This is a genomic window from Rhodococcus gordoniae, assembly GCF_001646655.1.
Classification (GTDB): domain Bacteria; phylum Actinomycetota; class Actinomycetes; order Mycobacteriales; family Mycobacteriaceae; genus Rhodococcus; species Rhodococcus gordoniae.
Map to the genome: position 1 here is coordinate 166,564 of NZ_LPZN01000017.1, position 17,849 is coordinate 184,412.

The 17,849-nt window shown below is 65.3% G+C and carries 11 protein-coding genes and 3 pseudogenes; 5 read left to right on the forward strand and 9 right to left on the reverse strand.

From position 1 onward, the window contains the following. Nucleotides 1-121: 121 nt before the first annotated feature. The 3 genes and pseudogenes from A8G18_RS10025 to A8G18_RS10040 form a co-directional block, all read left to right on the forward strand. Nucleotides 122-979: pseudogene (locus A8G18_RS10025) on the forward strand (integrase); the annotation flags it as partial. A 71-nt stretch (nt 980-1,050) separates the two neighbouring features. After that, a pseudogene (locus A8G18_RS10035) lies at nt 1,051-2,308 on the forward strand (IS3 family transposase). 98 nt (nt 2,309-2,406) lie between these two features. Further along, nucleotides 2,407-2,793 carry an NUDIX domain-containing protein gene (locus A8G18_RS10040; protein ID WP_209447014.1) on the forward strand — a complete coding sequence of 129 codons (387 nt, stop codon included), beginning with the start codon at nt 2,407-2,409 and terminating at the stop codon, nt 2,791-2,793. On the opposite strand, the gene A8G18_RS22395 is transcribed toward A8G18_RS10040, so the two are convergent. The 3 genes from A8G18_RS22395 to A8G18_RS23630 all read right to left on the reverse strand — a co-directional run bounded on the left by A8G18_RS22395 (nt 2,754) and on the right by A8G18_RS23630 (nt 5,248). Beyond that, a complete protein-coding gene (locus A8G18_RS22395; RefSeq protein WP_245207827.1) occupies nt 2,754-3,140 on the reverse strand; it encodes an NUDIX domain-containing protein in 387 nt (128 codons plus the stop codon). The two genes, A8G18_RS10040 and A8G18_RS22395, sit on opposite strands and share 40 nt — an antisense overlap. Nucleotides 3,141-3,383: 243 nt before the next feature. Continuing rightward, a complete protein-coding gene (locus tag A8G18_RS10045; protein WP_064063750.1) occupies nt 3,384-4,250 on the reverse strand; it encodes a phosphotransferase family protein in 867 nt (288 codons plus the stop codon). Between the two features lie 611 nt (nt 4,251-4,861). Then, on the reverse strand, nt 4,862-5,248 hold the full coding sequence (locus tag A8G18_RS23630) for a 2-phosphosulfolactate phosphatase (protein WP_342435197.1): 387 nt from the start codon (nt 5,246-5,248) through the stop codon (nt 4,862-4,864). Between the two features lie 614 nt (nt 5,249-5,862). On the opposite strand from A8G18_RS23630, the pseudogene A8G18_RS10060 reads away from it, so the two are divergent. After that, a pseudogene (locus A8G18_RS10060) lies at nt 5,863-7,108 on the forward strand (IS256 family transposase). A 385-nt stretch (nt 7,109-7,493) separates the two neighbouring features. Here A8G18_RS10060 and A8G18_RS10065 read toward each other — a convergent pair. From A8G18_RS10065 to A8G18_RS10090, 6 genes are all read right to left on the reverse strand, one after another. Beyond that, nucleotides 7,494-7,994, reverse strand: coding sequence for a DinB family protein (locus A8G18_RS10065; RefSeq protein ID WP_064063751.1), 501 nt, complete (start codon nt 7,992-7,994; stop codon nt 7,494-7,496). A 221-nt stretch (nt 7,995-8,215) separates the two neighbouring features. Then, entirely contained in the window at nt 8,216-9,103 is an 888-nt protein-coding gene (locus A8G18_RS10070) for a hypothetical protein (RefSeq protein ID WP_245207829.1), read from the reverse strand. 214 nt (nt 9,104-9,317) lie between these two features. After that, nucleotides 9,318-10,181 (reverse strand): TolB family protein, encoded by an 864-nt coding sequence (locus tag A8G18_RS10075; RefSeq protein ID WP_245207830.1) that lies wholly within the window; start codon nt 10,179-10,181, stop codon nt 9,318-9,320. A gap of 1,973 nt (nt 10,182-12,154) precedes the next feature. Beyond that, nucleotides 12,155-13,132, reverse strand: a complete 978-nt coding sequence (locus A8G18_RS10080; protein ID WP_147290713.1) for a hypothetical protein — start codon at nt 13,130-13,132, stop codon at nt 12,155-12,157. Next, nucleotides 13,129-14,118, reverse strand: a complete 990-nt coding sequence (locus tag A8G18_RS22400; RefSeq protein ID WP_084421677.1) for a hypothetical protein — start codon at nt 14,116-14,118, stop codon at nt 13,129-13,131. Before A8G18_RS22400 ends, A8G18_RS10080 begins: the two co-directional genes overlap by 4 nt. A gap of 218 nt (nt 14,119-14,336) precedes the next feature. Then, the gene (locus A8G18_RS10090; protein ID WP_064063754.1) at nt 14,337-14,780 is read right to left on the reverse strand and encodes a hypothetical protein; all 444 of its coding nucleotides are present in this window, start codon (nt 14,778-14,780) and stop codon (nt 14,337-14,339) included. A gap of 353 nt (nt 14,781-15,133) precedes the next feature. Here A8G18_RS10090 and A8G18_RS10095 point away from each other — a divergent pair, with 353 nt between their 5' ends. Then, on the forward strand, nt 15,134-16,591 hold the full coding sequence (locus A8G18_RS10095) for an ApeA N-terminal domain 1-containing protein (RefSeq protein ID WP_147290714.1): 1,458 nt from the start codon (nt 15,134-15,136) through the stop codon (nt 16,589-16,591). Nucleotides 16,592-17,849 lie beyond the last annotated feature (1,258 nt).

Here is a 17,849-nt window from a genome sequence, read left to right on the forward strand (position 1 = left end):
GTCGGTGCTGCTAATTGCCATTAGCGCACCATCAACGTCGAAACCCCAGCTGAGCGCGTTTTCCTACCGGAAGCATCGGTGCGGACCGGTAGGCTCTCGTTCCGTGCCCGACGACCTGCTGATGCGCCATCCGGATCCCTCCGACGCCCCTGCGCCGGCCTCGTCGGACTCCGCCGCGCCGTCCGTGCCGGCGTTGCCGGCCGAGACCATTGCTCGGGTAGCCGGGACGGCGGCGCGGTCGCGCTCCGAGTTGACGCGCCGCAACTATGCCGCCGACTGGGCCCGGTTCACCGCCTGGTGCCAGCGCGAAGGGCATGCCGTGTTGCCGGCGCATCCGCTCACCGTCGCCGCCTACCTCCACGACGCGGCCGCCACCGTCACGGAGACAGGGGAGCGGGCCTACTCACCCTCAACGTTGGCACGGTGGGTCGCCGGCATCGGCTACCACCACCGCCGCGCCGGCCATCCGGCCCCCGGAGCCGACGAGCTGGTCACCGCGACCCTGTCCGGGATCCGCCGGGACTACGCCGCGGCGGGGGAGCGGCCCCGGAGTCCCCGGGCGCCGTTGCTCACCGCCGACGTCGTCACCATCGTCGAGAAGATGCGGGCCGACAGCGGCAGTTGGGCCGCGGAGGTCCTCGAACGCCGTGACAGTGCGATCCTGCTGCTCGGCTTCGCCGGGGCGTTCCGCCGCAGCGAACTCGTCGCTCTCACCTGTAATGACGTCTCACTGCACCGGCTCGACGGGTTGCACATCCGCCTCCGCAAATCGAAGACGGATCAGGAAGGGCGGGGGAGTGTCCGGGCGCTGCCGTTCACTCACAGTCATGCGAGTTGTCCGCCGTGTGCGTGGATGCGGTGGGCGCAGGTCGTCGCCGCCTTCGACGCCGGCGGCCGGCCCGCCGTCATCCGACTGCTGCGCACCGCCGAACCGTTCGAGACGCACGTGTGCCGCGGGACCCGGCCCCGCATGGTCCCGTCGGGCCTTGACCCTGGTTCTTGGACACGCTGAATCCAGCACCTGCTGGGGAAGCGAGATGATCTTCAGTCATGTCACGAAAGAACTACTCGGAGGAGTTCCGGCGCCAGGCCGTCGAGTTGTACGAGTCCACACCCGGAGCGACGATCCGAGGTATCGCCGCTGATCTCGGGGTCGTGCGCGGCACCCTGACAGACTGGATCGAGCACTACGGGACCGGAACCAAAACCCACGTCGACGGCACCCGGATGAACACCCCGTCACGACCCCACCGTCAACAGTCCGCTTCGCCCGACATGCCGGAGACCGTCGAGCAGAAGCTCGCCCGCCTCGAAGCCGAGAACGCTGCCCTGCGAGCAGAGACCACGAAGCTCACCACCGAACGCGAGATCCTTCGTAAGGCGGCCGAGTATTTCGCCGGGGAGACGAGCTGGTGACCCGCTTCCAGTTCGTTGCCGACCACTCCGACACCTATCAGGTGAAGCGGTTGTGCGAGCTCGTCGAGCTCGAGCGTTCGTCCTACTACGCCTGGAAGTCCGCCGAGCCAGCACGAGCAGCGCGCGTCGAGGCCGAGGTGCAGCTGGCCGAACGGATCCGGGCGATCCACGCCGAGGACAACACCTACGGCGCTCCGAGGATCACCGCCGAGCTCAACGATGGAGCCTCCGCAGGCGGCAAGGTCAACCACAAGCGGGTGGCCCGGGTGATGCGCGAGAACAACATTGTCGGCTACCGCCGTCGACGACGGATCACGACCACGATTCCCGAACCCGCGGACCAGAAGGTGCCCGACCTGCTCGAACGGGACTTCACCGCCGACGCACCGAACCGCATTTACGTCGGTGACATTACGTACTTGCCGATCGGAGGCGGAGCCAACCTGTATCTGGCGACGGTGATCGATTGCTACTCCCGCAAACTCGTCGGCTGGGCGATCGCTGATCAATGCGCACCGAGCTCGTCGCCGACGCCCTTCATGCCGCCGCCCAGGCTCGTAACGGGCTGGCCGGGGCAGTCTTTCACAGCGACCACGGAAGTCAATACACGTCAAAGGAATTCGCTGCCCTCTGCGCCCGCTTCGGCGTCATCCAGTCGATGGGCAAGGTCGGCACGAGTGCCGACAACAGCCTCGCCGAATCTTTCAACGCCGCGCTCAAACGAGAAGTTCTTCAGGACGCGAACGCTTGGCCCGACGAGGCGACATGCCGGCGTCAAGTGTTCCGCTGGGTCACCCGCTACAACACCAGAAGAAGGCACTCCTGGTGCGGACACCGGTCCCCGGACACCTACGAGAGCTCGCACGCCGTTACGCTGGCGTCCGCCGCGTAATCCACCACCTGTGTCCACGGACTGGGGTCAAGGCCCCATCTCGGGAGGGCTGCCCATCAGATCGGGGCACGTTCTCGTGCTCGAGGGTGTGGACCGGGTTGGCAGGCGAAGCGTTTTTCCGTGCGATCGGTGGCGGCATCGAGTTCGGTGAGATGGCCGAGGCGGCGTTGCGGCGGGAGTTCACCGAGGAGTTGGGTGTCACGCTCGGAGCTGTCGAACTACTCGGCGTGGTCGAGAACATCTTCGAGTACGAAGCCAATCGGGGGCACGAGATCGCCCATGTTTTCGCGGTGGAATCGGCCGAGATCGATGCGATCCCTTTGATGCGCGGTTGCGGGTGCTCGACGAAGGCAGCCCGATTCGATGGGGTCTCGATCGACGAGACGAACCGCCCTTTCTTCCCGGCCGGTGTCACCGCCGAACGGCGAACGCCGGCCCGGGGGCGTCACCTTGAGATTGGTGAGTGCTCATCGAGTGCGGCGTGATCGAGCATCGCGCCGATCAGTGCCCCGAATCCTGCTGCCAGTACGTGGGCCTGTGTTATTGGGAGCCACCAGCAGTCCCACGTCACGGTCGGTCCTCCGACGGCAGGGTCGGATTCTTCTGCCGGCCAGCGTTCGGTGACATCGGCACCGGGCATGTTCATCCGGTAGTAGTGCCGCACGGCGACTTCGTCTCTCATGGGACGCACGTCGTATCTCTGTACCCCTACGCGCCGCACCACGTGCCCGTGTCTGCCGGTCTCTTCGAACAGTTCGCGTACAGCGGCCTGGTCGGGGGACTCGCCGGATTTGATGGTGCCGGCGGGCACCTGTACGCCGGTGACCGTCATCGGCTGGTCACGGCGGGTGAAACACCAGCAGGTGACCGTCGTGCAGGACGTAACACACGGCCTTGTGGACTTCGCGCGGCATCCTGCCACTGTACGAACAGTGTGTCGCAGCGGTGATGTTCGGTTGTCGCACAGGCGCGGAGTATTCGCAGGACTGCCCTGGGTCGATACATCGCCATGCCTTCGGCCGCCGGACTCTCCGCTGCGGGAACGGATCTGTGACCGGAGTGAGTGCGTCGGTGCTCAGAACAGGGTCACGGCGTCGGTGAGCATGCGGTGGCCTTCGTTTTCGAAGGGTTCGTCGCCGACCTGATAGGCCCAGACCGCGGTGCCGATCGCCTCTCGGAGGGTGAAGATCGCCCACAGTTCCGGATCTCGGGGGTCGGTGCCGTAGCCGTCGAGGAAGGCGTGCTCCAGGTCCGGGTGCGTGCGCCAGTGTCGTGCTGCAAGCCGGCAGAAGTCGCTGAGTGCCGGACGGAAATCGAAGCGCCCGAAGTCGATGATCTTGACAATCCTGTGGTCGACGAGCCAGTTCCGCGGGGACCAGTCACCATGGGTGGGCACGACCGTCACGGGTCGAGGACGGTAGGTCGTCAGTATCCGGCGCACGGCGGCGACGGTGGACGGATCGATTCGATGTGATTGATCGAGCCAGGCAAGGGCCTTCGTCGTAGCGCGGGCTTCCGCGTCGTCGTCGCAACGTTCTGCTTGGTCGTGGAAGGTGCGGAGAAGGGCGCCGGCCTGGTGATGGATGTCGGCGTCAAACTCTGAGCCGCTGCCCATGACCAGAGTGCCCTCGAGGTAGTCGGTGACGAGGATGTTCGCGGCGCGATCGTGCTGGATCATGCGGGCGGCGCGGCCGCTGTCGATCAGGCACGCGGTGGCGCCCTGGTGAGCGGTGATCTCACGGCCGATGTGGGTGTTGGCCGGGCCTGCGGCTTTGACAATGAAACGGCCGAGGATACTGGTGACGTCGAGTACGACGGTGTCGGTGAGGTTCCAACTCAGCTCGGCTCGGAGTCGGGCATCGGGGAGCCAGCGCAGCAGCTGGGCGTTTTGGTCGAGACTGAGTCGAGGGAAAAGGTCGGCCCGCTTCTGGTCGTCGTCCACTCGGGTGAACGTATCAGGGCGGGACCGCATTGAAGGTGATGGTCGACCATGGCGCTGACCTGTCGTGGTGCTTCGGATGCGGCGCTTCGGGGCGGGGCGTTGTGTGTCGTGATCGCCCGCTACCGTGGGCGAGTGACCGATCGCTTTCGGTTGGTGCCGGCTATCTATGTGCTGCTGCGTCGCACACGTGGTGGACGTGAGCAGGTCCTGCTCCAGCTGCGGGAGGGAACCGGCTATCTGGATGGGCATTGGCCCATGCTGCGGCCGGACATGTCGAGCGGGGCGAGTCGGTCTTCGACGCGGCGGTGCGGGAGTGCGCCGAGGACTCGGAATCGCGGTCAATCCCGAGGATTTCGGGGCGTTGACGACGTTTGCATCGTCAGCAGCTGCCCGGCCTGTCCTACAAGGATCACCGAGTGGACTTCTTCGTCGAGTGCCGCAGGTGGTCATCCGAGCCGCGGCTGATGGAGCCGGAACAGGCCGCGGCGCTGCAATGGTGGTCGGTAGCGGACCTTCCGACTCCGATGGTTGCACACGACAAATTCGTACCCGACGCTCTGCTCGCTGGTCAGCTGTCTTCTATGTACTGCGTGGGGTTCTGAACTGCCCGTTCAGAGCACAGGCTCTCGATTCACGAACCGATCGTTCTCCAGGACCGGTACCGACCGGCTCGTGTCGACCTCGGCGGCGATGCCCACATCGGTGGGATAGCCAGCAGCGATGAGTTCCTGTCCGGATGCGCAATGTTCCAGGGCGCCGCCGACCCGGTCGCGTATCGAATACCAGGACGCCGCCGCCACTTCGGCTTCGGGAGACACTGCCGGATAAGGCCTGCGCTCGAGTAACTCCGCAAGGACGGCACCGGCGCCCCACAGATCCTCGACCGAGGGCCGCAAGGATCCATCAGGCCAGCGCTCACCCGCTGCGATCACCGACGCGACGGCTCCCTCGCGGTAGTTGGTGTGTATCCACTCGGCGACCGCAGGTGCGTTACGCAACGAGGCTCCGAGGCACACACCCGATGAGGCGCGGCCAACGCGTGTGCGATCGAGGAGCCATTCGGTGACGGCAGCACCAACCGCTCGAGTCCCGAAGCGGATCGGACGCTGGCAGGTGACAGGCTCACGGCTGCCCCGCGCATGTCGCTTCGACCGACCGCGAGGACGGCATGATGATCGGCGGCGTACTGCTGTGCCCTGTTGTCTTTCCAACGGTAGGGAAACACCTCGATCCCCTGCTCCACGGCAACAGACAATGTGGTGGTGAAGGACAGCACGTCGACGACGACCGACACATCGGCGTCGAGGGCGATGGCCGACGCACCGGTGAGTCCCCACTCGAACCGGACGGAATAGGGGCGTTGCTGGTGGGTGGGGTTCATGCGGTTACTTTGACAGACGCCGCGTGAAGCAACAGGTGACGACGCTGCTTGCGACGGCGCAGCAGGGAGAATGTGCCTACGGATTTCGATCCGAGGGCCGGGTTGCGTCCATCAGAGTGGTGTACGAGCCACAGCTGAATGAGCTTGCTGGCGTGTCGTAACCGAACGAAAGACGGTCACCGCGTGATCCTCAGAGAGACCGACCAAAGTCACTCGAGACAGGACCACACGATGACCACTGCCCACGATATCGACCTGCGCAAGCTTGTCGACGACCGACTCACCGGTGCCAGCCCTGACCTGCTGCGCGAACTGCTGGCGATGTTCCTCGACGCCCTGATGAGCGCCGAAAGCCGACGCACTGTGCGGCGCCAGCTACGGCCAACGCTCCGACGAACGGAGCAATACCCGCAACGGGTACCGGCACCGCGACTTCGACACCCGTGTCGGCACTCTCGACGTCGCCATCCCCAAACTGCGGCAAGGCTCCTACTTCCCTGATTGGCTGCTGCAACGCCGGAAGCGGGCCGAGAGGGCCCTGACCACCGTGGTCGCGACGTGCTACCTACTCGGGGTCTCGACCCGACGAATGGAGAAGCTCGTCGACACCCTCGGCATCACGTCGTTGTCGAAATCGCAGGTCAGCGTCATGGCGAAAGAACTCGACGAACAGGTCGAAGCCTTCCGAAACCGGCCACTCGATGCCGGGCCATATGCATTCGTCGCCGCCGACGCTCTCGTGCTCAAAGTCCGCGAAAACGGCCGTGTCGTCAATGTCCACACGCTGGTGGCGGTCGGGGTCAACGCCGACGGCTACCGCGAGATTCTCGGTGTCGATGTCACTTCTGCCGAAGACGGCGCCGGCTGGTTGACCTTCTTCCGCGGGCTCGTCGCCCGAGGCCTGTCCGGAGTGCAGCTCGTGACCTCCGATGCACATGCCGGCCTTGTGGGAGCGGTCGGCGCGACCCTGCCCGGCGCATCGTGGCAGCGATGCCGGACGCACTATTCGACCAACCTGATGGCGGTGACACCGAAAGCGTCGTGGCCGTGGGTGAAGACGCTGTTGCATTCCGTTCACGACCAACCGGATGCGGATTCGGTTCACGCGCAGTACAACCGGGTGATCGACGCCTTGGAGGAGAAGCTGCCGAAGGTGGCCGAGCATCTCGACGGGGCGCGAGCGGATCTGCTGGCATTCACTGCGTTCCCGAAGCAGATCTGGCGGCAGATCTGGTCCAACAATCCGCAGGAGCGGCTGAACAAGGAGATCCGCCGCAGAACCGACGTCGTCGGGATCTTCCCGGATCGGACTGCGCTGATCCGGCTGGTCGGTGCCGTGCTCGCCGAGCAGCACGACGAGTGGATCGAAGGGCGACGCTATCTCGGACTCGACGTCCTCGCTCGCTCTCGTAGCGATAGGACCGCTCAGAACGTCACTGAGTCTGACGAGGAGGTGGTACCGGCTTTGACCGCATAACCCGACAACGAGGAATCACGCGACGACGTCGCACACCACCTCACGGGACTTGACCGAGGGCCGTTCGAGTTGAGTGATGCGCTCGATGGACTCGAGACCGACGGTCCATGTCCTAACTCAGATGTGTTTTCACGGGCCGTCCGAACCGCCGAACACGAGGTGGGGTGTACCGACGACCGGCTCGTGAGGATGGAGTTGGTGTTGCAGCGATGTCAGGGCGTCGTCGTCGAGCGTTCCCGGGTGAATCTCTCCGGGTTCCCAGACCGGTCGACGGCGCCTGGGTCGCCCCCTCCAGCTCAGCGAACCGCCGTAACGGCAAGGTCCTGCGGGCGTGCGGCCAGGACGTGAGCGTCACCTGCCGAACTATGCGAATCGCTGCCTCACTTCAGTACGACCTGTTCGGCGTGGGGAAGTCGATCTGTTCGCGGATGATGTCGCCGTGGCCTGCGTGTCTGGCGAACTCTTGGATGAGCAGGAGAAGTGTCCACCGCATGCTGACGGTTCCCTCGCGTGGACGGCATTTGGTGTCGTCGAGGTCGAATCGCGCAGCAATGTCCCGTGATCGTTGGCTCGCCCGCTCGAACTCGGCAATGACGTCTTCGAGCGACTCGTCGTCGCCAACGGCGAAGGTGCCCTCGTCGCGGCGTGAATATCCATCGCACTCGGACTCGTCGAGACCCGCCCAGAACCGTTGGAACCAGATGCGTTCTGCCGCGGCGGCGTGCTTGATCAGGGAGATCGGTGTGGTCAGCGACGCGACGAGGCGACGGCGGGCGTCGTCCTCGGACAGGCCGCGTGCAGTGTCGGTCAGTGCCGCGCGGTTGCGGTCGAGCATGTCGTTGATGACTGCGCGCTCGGCGCCGGTGGTGATCCCGAAGTTGCTCATGCAGTGCACTCCATGTCTGTTGGGCAGGTTCGTCTGCGGTGCGTGTTGTGGTGCTGGGTGGCGCAGATGTGGCGGCAGTCGGCAGGAAGAAGCGAAGGCACGATGCCGGGGACAGGCTGGGCTGGCGGAAGGCAATCCGTGCGGATCGTCGCAAAAACCCTGCACGGCGCGGAAAGAAGTGGGTGGACGTTACCGTCGGCCGCGCTACGAAGCGCTGCTGTCTAGGTCACTGTATGTCCCACGCTGCCAATCCGGAAGCCCTTGAACCGAGCCCGTTGGCGGCGGCGGTGAAAGTGGCGGGTGGCAAGCACTCGTTCTTCCTCGATCCGGCGAAAGCGGCACGGTCGTCCTCGACTGCCACCGCCGAGTGCTCCGAACTCACGGTCACCACAGTGGACAGCCTCACCACCGTGACGATTCCTGCCTGGGCGCGGTGTCGAACGAGTTGCAGCAACGCTACGCCGACGCCGCAGCTGTCGGCATCGGCAGCGCGGCGACACCGCGGCCGGGACGAGCGTCGGCGTAATGGCGGTGGTGGTACGTCGTCGAGGTCGCGATCGTCCAGCCCCCCGCTTTCGCTGATCCGGTCTACGCCACGAGTCGGATGGGCGGGTGTCGTCGCGGAAGACTCCGGTCGCCGCCGCCAGGTCCTGGAATCGGCGGGTGCCGGGGACCGGAACCCAGCGTGGCGGACGGGCAGGTTCCGACGAGGATTGCTCGGCGAGTCGGTAGGTGTCGGAAACGATCCGGGCGCGCAGGATCCGGCCGGTGACCGAGCCGGTGGTGGCGTAGCCGAGGTCTCCGATGATCCGGCCGGTGAGTCGTTGCCGGCCGAGGAGGGGGCGTCGGCTGTACCAGGTGGCCGTCCACCCGTCGCCGCGCAGGAACAGTCGCCATTCCCACCAGCGTTCCTCGTCCCGAAAACCTGTAGTGGCTGCGGGCTGGAACAACGGGACACCGTCGTCGAGGGGTTCGACGTCGACGGTGACGGTGACGATGCTCGGGTCGGTCTCGTCCGGTGGGGTCTCGGTGAACAGCAGGGCGTAGCGGCCGGTGTCGCCGACCTGCGGTGGTGCGACCTCACCGTCGCCGATGGCCAGGTCGGTCACCAGCACCGACAGTCTCCGGTGTGGTCGAACCGGTGGCTGCGAGGTCGGCATGCGGCAGTGTGCCATCACGACCGGAAACCTCCGGTCCCAGCGATGGCAACGGCGAGGCGAGGAACCGTAGCCCCCTAAAGTTCTGCTCGGCACCGCAATCGACACCCGCCAGCAGCGTTTGCGACAACGACGCGCACCCGTCGGCCACCGGGGAACGGTGCTGTCACTGTCCGCCTCCGGTGCTGGGGTTCTGGGCTGTGATCGATCGTGGCGTGAGGTGCCGCTGGTCGGTGCCGTCGGGGTTCATCGAGGCCAGTTCTGGACGGGTCGAGGTCGCGATATCGGTGACCGGTGTGCCGTCGGGGCTGGTGGCGCGGGTGTAGAGAATGCGCGAGCCGTCGGGGGTGAACTGCGGGTGCACCGCGTAGGTGGCGGTCAACGGGGTGATGGGCCCGCCGCCGGCAGGCATCGCATAGATCTCCGAGCCGTTGTTGCCACCGCGGTTGCTCACGAACACCAAGGTGGAACCGTCGGGGGAGTAGACAGGGTCCTGGTTCCAGAACTGATCGCGCAGAAGCACTGTCGGGTCACCCCCGGTGACCGGCACCTCGACGAGGTGGCCGTCGGTAGCGAAGACCACGCGGGAGCCGTCCGGGGAGAACGCCGCACCGAAAGCGGAGTCCTGTTCGACGATGACGCGCACGTCGGAGCCGTCGGCGTTCATGATGCTGATTCCGTCGCTGCTGCTGAATGCGATCGAGGTGCCGTCCGGGGAGAAGACCGGTTGATAGCCACCCTCGTACAGAGTGCGTGATTGACCGGAGTCGAGATCGACGATGTCGATGAACCGGCCGGCGCGGGTGTAGGCCAACTGTGTGCCGCCGGGGGAGAGGGCGGGATAGGTGCTGTACCGGTCATCGGTGTTGTCGACGGTTGTGGTGGGGGTGATCTGCTGCAGAGCGCTGCCGTCGGCGTCGGCGAGGAAAACCTGTCCCCATCCGTCGTCGAAGGCCACTTTCACCGGTGACGGTTCGGATGATGGCTCGTCCGCACATCCGACCGTCACGAGGGCAGCGGTGATGAGCACGGGCGGCAACCGGAAGCAGCGCATCGCGTGATCATCGCAGCCGGGCGGGCCGACTGCGCGCCGACCGGACGATCGGAGGGCTGGGCTACGGATGGCTGCTCGGAACATTTCTTTCCGGTGTCGCGGAAGCAGCAGGACAGCGGCCGCCTGCGGGGTTGTGGGCGTGTTCGTTCCCGGATGTGTGGGAGGGGGAGCTCGGATGCTGTGGCCCAGTGTTCGGCGTCGACCGACTCATGGTGTCCCCACGCCGTCACCCGCACCCGAGGTGTCGGGGCCGGGCGGGAACTCGTGCAGATAGAACGTCGCTCCGTCCTCGATCTCGTCCATGCTGAAAAACAGGCGACTCGACGCCTCCGCGCCGGCCCGAAGGTCTCCGCCCCTGGAGTGCAGGACGTACCTGACGATCCGAACCGGGACTCAACTTGGGCCGAGACCGCGGAACGGATCCACGGCCGCAGCGACAAGGCGTTGTAACAGCTTGGGTGCCGGCCGGACGCTGCGCGAGGCAGGCGGGCACGGGGCCACGCCACCGCAGCGTGCCGGCACGGAGTGGAAAAGAAGGATCGGGTGCATTCGGTCGCCTCTCGGCGAAAGGCGCAGCACGGCTCCAGCCGAACGGAACTCCGTGAAGGCAAAGGGTTGAGCCCGGGGGACACGAAAACGCACCCGATCCGGCTAGTGCAACATGACCGTGCCTCAAGCTATTCCCGCCGGAATTGTCGGGGCCTAACCGCGTGAGCTGCGCCAGCGGCGGGATCCAGGACTTCGTGAATCCGTGTCGGCGCGGATGCGTGCAGTGCGTGCGATGCGTGCACGCATCGCGAGTCACGCATGCATATTCTGCCGATGCTGAGGGTAGAGCTCGTGATGTCGCGGTTTGGTGCTCTGGTCCGAGGTCGGTGAGTGAACGCGTCCTCATATCGCATGGATAACCAGGATTATCCATCAATATCAGTCAGGGAAGGTTGCCCACGGCCAGGGAGTCATTTCAGATGTAGCTGCGACGAGTGCTGGGGCGGCTGGCGCGCCCTCGGTAGGCATGCTGCCACCCGGGATGGCCCCGGGGCCGCCGCGATCATCGGCCGCCTGCCGGAGGTGTACGCCCGCCAGGCTATGGAGTAATCAACGTCCGCCCGGGACGCATGGATCCGGTGGCCGCGGGACTGTGGTGCGCGTCGACGGGCCGCGCGATCGGGACAGGTCGCTGGGGCCCGTCATTTACAGCCACGAGGCAGTCAAGTTACTAGTGAACATAAGAGCGCCTATCGGCCCGCCGGCACCGGGGCACCCGGGTGAGGGAGCGAGGTGCGCACTCGTCGCTGCCGTGCGGCCGCATCAGTCGGGTGACAAGCCCGCGGTTTGTACCGCCGCAGGGGCGTTGTCGAGGCGGGGTGGAAACGAAGAAGGATCGGGTACGTTCGGTCGCCTCTCGGCGAAAGGCGCAGCACGGTTCCAGCCGAGCGGAAATCCGTGACGGCAACTGGGTTGAGCCCGGGGGACACGAAGACACCCGATCCGCTCAGCGAAACACGACCCAAGGACGAGGTATTCCCGGGTGTCGAACTGTGGCGGACGGAGCAGGGTGACCTGCAGAAATCGTTCGGATTCCGGGATGTTGAACCGAGTCATCCCCCTGCGTGCTGTGCGTGCACGCATTGCACGCACAGCACGCACGATGTCGAGAAGATCGACTGGCTCCCGAAGAAGGGTGCACGGGGCGCATCGAGTCTCGGGATGCGGCGAGTTCGAGGACCTGCATGTTGGTCAACCCCTGCTAGGGGGAGATCTGCGGTGTTCGACGGTTCGACGGAGCATGCCGTGTCACCGCAGGACCAACGGGTGGACCCAGGACTTCATGAATCCGCGTCGGCACAGATGAGTGCAGTGCGTGTGATGCATGCACGCATCACACGCAGTGCACGCGGAGTGGCTCACGCAACGTGCGAGAGGGTTCCTCCCAAGCGAGGGCGGACTCACAGCCCCATTTCGGGGCCGGTCTGGGGACTGTGGTCGGGTGGTTCCGGCTGGGGCGGGGTCGTACTGCCGCCGGGTGTGCCGGGTTTCGCGCGGTGCGGGTGACCGGACGCGGCGGCGCGCAGAGCAGACAGCAACGACTCCTGTCCGTTGGCATCACGAGCGACGTGCTGCGCGGTGCCGGTATCGGTAGGTGGTCGGGGTGTGTGGCGGTCGGCGACGTAGCGGCGGATGAGGCCGGACAGACGCGCCGGGGTGATGGTCAGCCCGTCGATGCGCTGGCCGCGGTCGAGCATGGTGACCAGCTCGTGCAGCGCCCGGGCTGCGTCCTTGCGGGCACCGGTGCGGGCGGTGTGCAGCTTCCACTCGGACAGCCGGTCTCGGTGTTCGTGGGTGATCGACAGCAGGGTGCACAGGTCGGCGACATCCTTGGCGGCGAGGCGGCTGCGCCAGGCGAGCGCCTTGAGCACCACCGCCTGCTCGACGCCGGGCACCGGCACCTCGAAACGCAATGTCTCGCTGGTCGTCAACCGTGCTCGCACCCGCACCCGTAGAGGGTCGGAGGCAAGCGCGAGGGTCAGGCCGGGGATGGCGTCGAAGCCGCGCCCGGCGTACTCGATGCGTTCGAGCCGGCGACCACCGGTGCCGGGAACCAGCAGATCCACGGACAGGGGAGTGTCGTCGCCGGAGGGTGCCTCGTAGTGGTTGCCGGTCACCAGCCGATAGCCGCGGGCGAGCAGCGCGGTGTGGAAGGTGGCGTCGGCTGCGGCGACAGGGTCCATGCCGGCATCGGCGTCGGCGGTGACCCGGGCAGCGGTGTCGGTGGGGTAGAGGCGACCGAGCAGGTGCACCATGTGCCCGCCGACGACCCGATAGTTGGCCCCGGCCGCAGCGGCGGCGAGATCGGCCAACGCCCGCAGGCCGCGGTCGGCGGCATTCGACGCGGCGAGGATCTCCACCTCGGCCATATCAGTCACAGAGCAGCCTTCTGACGGATCGTGGCGAACACATGATCGGCGGCTTCGGCGGCATCAGCGCCACCGGTGCGCAGCACATCGCCCGCAGTGATCAGCGGATCGGCCAACAGCACTGGCTCGCTGATCTCCGCGGTGCGCCACAGGGTCGGATCGGCGGGGACCTGCACGGCCATGGTGTGTTCGGCCTCGGTGGCGGGACTGAAGCCCGCGGCGCTCAGGTCGACGAACCGATCGGTGTAGAGCAGCGCCCGGGTCGGCAGCCGCCATGGGGCGTACACATCGGCCGCGGCATCGCCGCTGATCAACACTGCCACATCCTGCCGGGCGCAGAAGTCAACAACGGCGGTGGCCTGTGCAATCACCGGATCCAGGCCGTACCAGTAGGTCACGGCGCCACCGGGACCGGGATAGCCGGCCAGATAGTCCGCGAGCAACTCCTCGGGGGATGCGGCGAACCAGCCGTGCTCGGTGCGCCGCACCGCCTGTAGCTGTTTGAGGGCGAGTGAGACTGCCTGCTGGGAGACCTCCAGTGTCTCGGCGAGCCGGTGTTGGGTTTGCGCCCTATCCGAGAGCAGCAGGACCCGGGCCAGAGCCCAGCGCACCCAGGGTTTGCGGCCCCGGGCAGCAGATGCGGCAGGGGATGTAGGGGTTGCGTTTTCGGTCACGTCGTAGCGCGCGCCGGCGAATACGAGTAGGTCTTCGTCCACGGCGATGAGATCGATTTCGCCGTTTGTCGCGAGAGTGCGCAGATGCGCCGTGGCGTGTGGGGTTACCACGAGCACGCGCCGGGCTGGGCTCGGTTCGGCGAGCAGCCGGGCGAGGACCGTGGGGGTGGGTGGCCGCCGGGATATGCGCACCCGGGTCGGCAATTCCCGGCCGTCGGGCAGAGTCAGGTCCCAGGCGTCGAGGGAACCGGAGACAAGGCGGATGCCGGCACGACGCAGCAGCGCGATCGCGCCGGAGAGAAGCTGTGATGTTTCGGCCATGCTCGTCCCCTCGACGTGTACAAGCTTAGATGAGAAATCCTACTTTATCTTGTATTAGCTGCTAGAGCGTATAAGGATGTCGAAGTTCGCCCGGTCGCTGGTCGACTGGAGGCACGAGCGGGCACCGAACGGTGGAGCGGCTCGGCGCCGGCGTGCCTAACGTGACGGTGTCCGGTTCTGGTCCACCCTTCCGTGACGATCCAGCGGCGGGGTCGGTATCACCGGTTGTCGGGGTGAGACGGTCGCCGGGTCCCGATCCAGTGAATACCGTCGGGGCCAGGCGAATACGGGTGCGGCAGGTAGCTGGGACAGAACTCGCCGGTGTGCCAGGCGCTCGCGACTGTCTCCGGATCGTCGGGTGCGAAACCTGCTCGGATTGTGGGCAGGTGTTCGCGCCAACCGACCAGGCCGGAGTCATCGCGACCCCATACCCGCACCACCAACGTCATGACCGAATCCGCCCAGCTCAGCCGTTCGATCTCGTACACCCCAGTGTCCCAGGGTCGTGCCGACAGATGTCTGGTCAGCGCGGACAAAAAGCGCATATCCCAGTCCGCTTGTTCGAAGTCACCGTGCCGGACGGTCGGCAGTTCCTCACCGACGTCGCTGGTGCTGTAGTACTCGTGGCGACCGTTGTTTCCGGTGCCTCGGTTCCGGTACATGGCCGAAGTCTGCCAGGCGGAATTGCCAGGATCCCTACCCTGAGTCGCAGTGTCGCACCATCACACACAGTGGTCCAGAACCCGGTTTCCGACCCCACAGAGGATCCCCGGTAGCAACTCGCACGTGCCAGCGGGCTTGACGGCCTCTCGACGTGGCGTCCTTCGGATCGCAGGATGGCGCTGATTGGCGGGGTCACCCTTGCGCAGTTCCGCCACTGCGATAAATCATGGATAACCCCGATTATCCATCGAAGTCGAGCATTTCGTGCACAATGCAACCAGAGCAGCACCACGCCCCGTTCGAACTGACGGGTCTCACGGTGACAGTGCCTGGCTCGAATACGATCCTGTCCGTGGCATTTGAGAAGTTTCCAGATCCGACCTCGGAGTCGATCGGTCAATTCCAAGTCGTTGACTCGAACGGCAAGGGACAAAGCCCGCAACGGACTGGTGTACTGCGGTTCAGCGACAATCGCGTCACTCTGGAGGTGAGTCCAGGTTTTACGCCGACTGTGAGGTGGAGTCAGCAGCCGAGCGGTGGATGGGTCGGAAGCAACAACGACTCGGAGCCTGCTCGATTCGCCGTTCTGGGTTCGCTTGCGGTGAACCCAAGCGCGGTAACTCTCTGGGGCGTGCGCACGACCCGCCGCCGCTCAATCGGATTCGCGATGCCTGACGAGGAGGCTCCAGGCAACCATGAGATGCGAATGGATTGGTGTCTCGTCGGCGACCACATCCCTGACGAAACCCAGCGGTTCGGCGAGATCCGGGTAGAAGCCACGAACCTGCACGACTGGGCCGGGATTCCGACGACGACGCACACCATTCCTTCGAGTGGTCGCGGCCCACGCGGATTCTCCGTTGAACTCCCCGACGCTCCACAAGCTGTACTGATCAACCCGCCGGGGCAGGTCCGTCTGGTCTCATCGGCCACGATCTCACCGCCAGCGTTCGACGGCTTCAAGGTCTCGACGAACACCGCCGCGGTGTTCAACATCGACGACGGACTGGTCCTGACTGACGCCCTCTCTCAAGTCGCGACACCGATCGCGAGCTTGATGACGATGCTGTCCGGAGCTGAAAGCTCAGTTCGACGACTCGGGTTGATCGAGGGCGACATCAGCGTGAACGTGCTGGGATACCAGGTCGACGCAGCCGCCCCGAAAAGTGCTGGTGAGCTGTTTCTATACCGCGGCGACGTCGACAACGACTTCCTCTCCCGATGGCTGGACCTGTCGCCGCGGGTGTCCCCAGTCCCGCAAATCCTCGCCGCCGCGTGGAGCGGCGAATTCGCCACCGTTGATACTGAGGCTCTCACGCTCGCCACCGCCGCCGAAATGCTTCACCGCCGGCTCTACCCGAATGCAGTGCGGTTCTCGGATGCTCAGATCGAGCAGGCAGTCGAAGCGTTACGTGACTCAATGGTCGAGGAACCGGTCAAGGAGAGCTTATTGAACGCTCTGGGGACATGGTGGGCGGACCAGTCGTACCCCCAGCGGCTCAGAGGAATCGCCGAGCCCGTCGCCGAAGCAGTCCCTTCGGCCGTCGGCAAAATCGGTCGATGGAGAAACGCCGTGCACGCCCAACGCGTTGCTGGCGCCCACGGTTTGGGTGAGAACGAAGCAGGGCGCAATCCAGACATCCTCGACGTCCATGCACTCAACCAGTCGCTGCGGTGGGTCTTAACGTTCAGGCTCCTTCTTGAGACTGGCGTTACACCAGAACAGCTCGCCGCCGTAGCCGGACGTAGTCGACGGTATGAGGCCGACTCGCGGCAGTGGAAGTATCAACTGCCGGACATCTTCGGCTGAGCCGAAGGTCAGGTGAGTGGTGAACGAAGCTACGATCACTAGTTAACATAACGGGTGGAATTATCGGGAGGCAAACGCGAGCGTGCATTGCACGCAGTGCGTGTAATGCACGCGTGACGCGCATCGAGTCCGCGTCACGCAGGAAGGGCTCCACGGCGCGGCGAGCGCCACCGAGCGCGTCGAGCTCGGTGAAGGTGAGCCCCCGGCGGAAACCTCCGGTGCGAGGATGTCGCGCAGAACCGGCGTGGGGTCGCCGCGTGCACCTTGATGCCGACGACGGGCGCGATGATGATGACCGCGAACATCGGTACGAAATGAGGACCGGGTGGCCGGCAGCCAGGGCCTCGATCGAGGCCCAGATCGCGTGCAGCAGCATCGCGGTAACAGCCAACGCTGGCCCGGGGTCGATCCGGTGAGGTTCGGCCGACCCGGTGAATCAACCCGGCTCAGGAGACGGCGCTGTAAAGAAGCTGCTCGTAGATGGCATCCACGCACGGACCCCTGGCCGAGTCGCTGTTCGAGCGGTCGATGCGCGCAGCGAGATCACTGGTGGCCGCGGCGGTGACACTCTGCTTACCGCGACGCAGCACAGGCTCGCATGATCACAACCGGAGACCGACAAGGTGGCCGCGACACAGATCGCCGCATGCCCCCGCTCGGGTCCGAGCCGCTGCAGGGGATCTCTACCAGCGCGAAGAACACCGTCGCCGGGACCGACGAAGAAGGAATCGGGACGGGGAAGATATCGACCTGGTGATTGTGAACCGGATCACTTATTTTCTGCAGGAGGGGGGTTATTCCTCTGTTTCGACGGGTAGCCAGATGCCAGCCCGGGAAAATCCGGGCGACCCGGTACGAATCGGGCCGGGTTCGAATCGACACGAGGAGAAGATGATGACCGAGATCCTGAATGCCTTCATCGAGAACTTCAACGTCGTTCTGCAGACCCTGTCGACCGGTAGCGCGGACCTGATCGACACCGTGGTCTGACCGGAGTCCACCGGGAAGATCGGAGGGTTCTTCCCGAAAACTCCACTGCCCCTGAGGAGATCTGCCACGCTGACTCAGCTGCCACCGTGGCAGATCTCCTTATGCCAACTGACGGTCGACCATTGCAGCTCGGCCGCCGAGGCAATGTCGATCACCTCGCGGAATGTCCGATCCTTCGTCTGCGAGAGACAACCACGAATACGTGTGGATATGCATGAATAAGGCGTCATGTGTTATCGATACGATCACACACGTCATTGTCGCGTTT

Bases quoted from the DNA above. Each gene is read 5' to 3' on its own strand.
- A8G18_RS22400 (WP_084421677.1), bottom strand. From the start codon at position 14,118: ATGGCCGAAACATCACAGCTTCTCTCCGGCGCGATCGCGCTGCTGCGT.
- A8G18_RS22395 (WP_245207827.1), bottom strand. From the start codon at position 3,140: ATGACGGTCACCGGCGTACAGGTGCCCGCCGGCACCATCAAATCCGGC.
- A8G18_RS10065 (WP_064063751.1), bottom strand. From the start codon at position 7,994: ATGAGCAACTTCGGGATCACCACCGGCGCCGAGCGCGCAGTCATCAAC.
- A8G18_RS10090 (WP_064063754.1), bottom strand. From the start codon at position 14,780: ATGTACCGGAACCGAGGCACCGGAAACAACGGTCGCCACGAGTACTAC.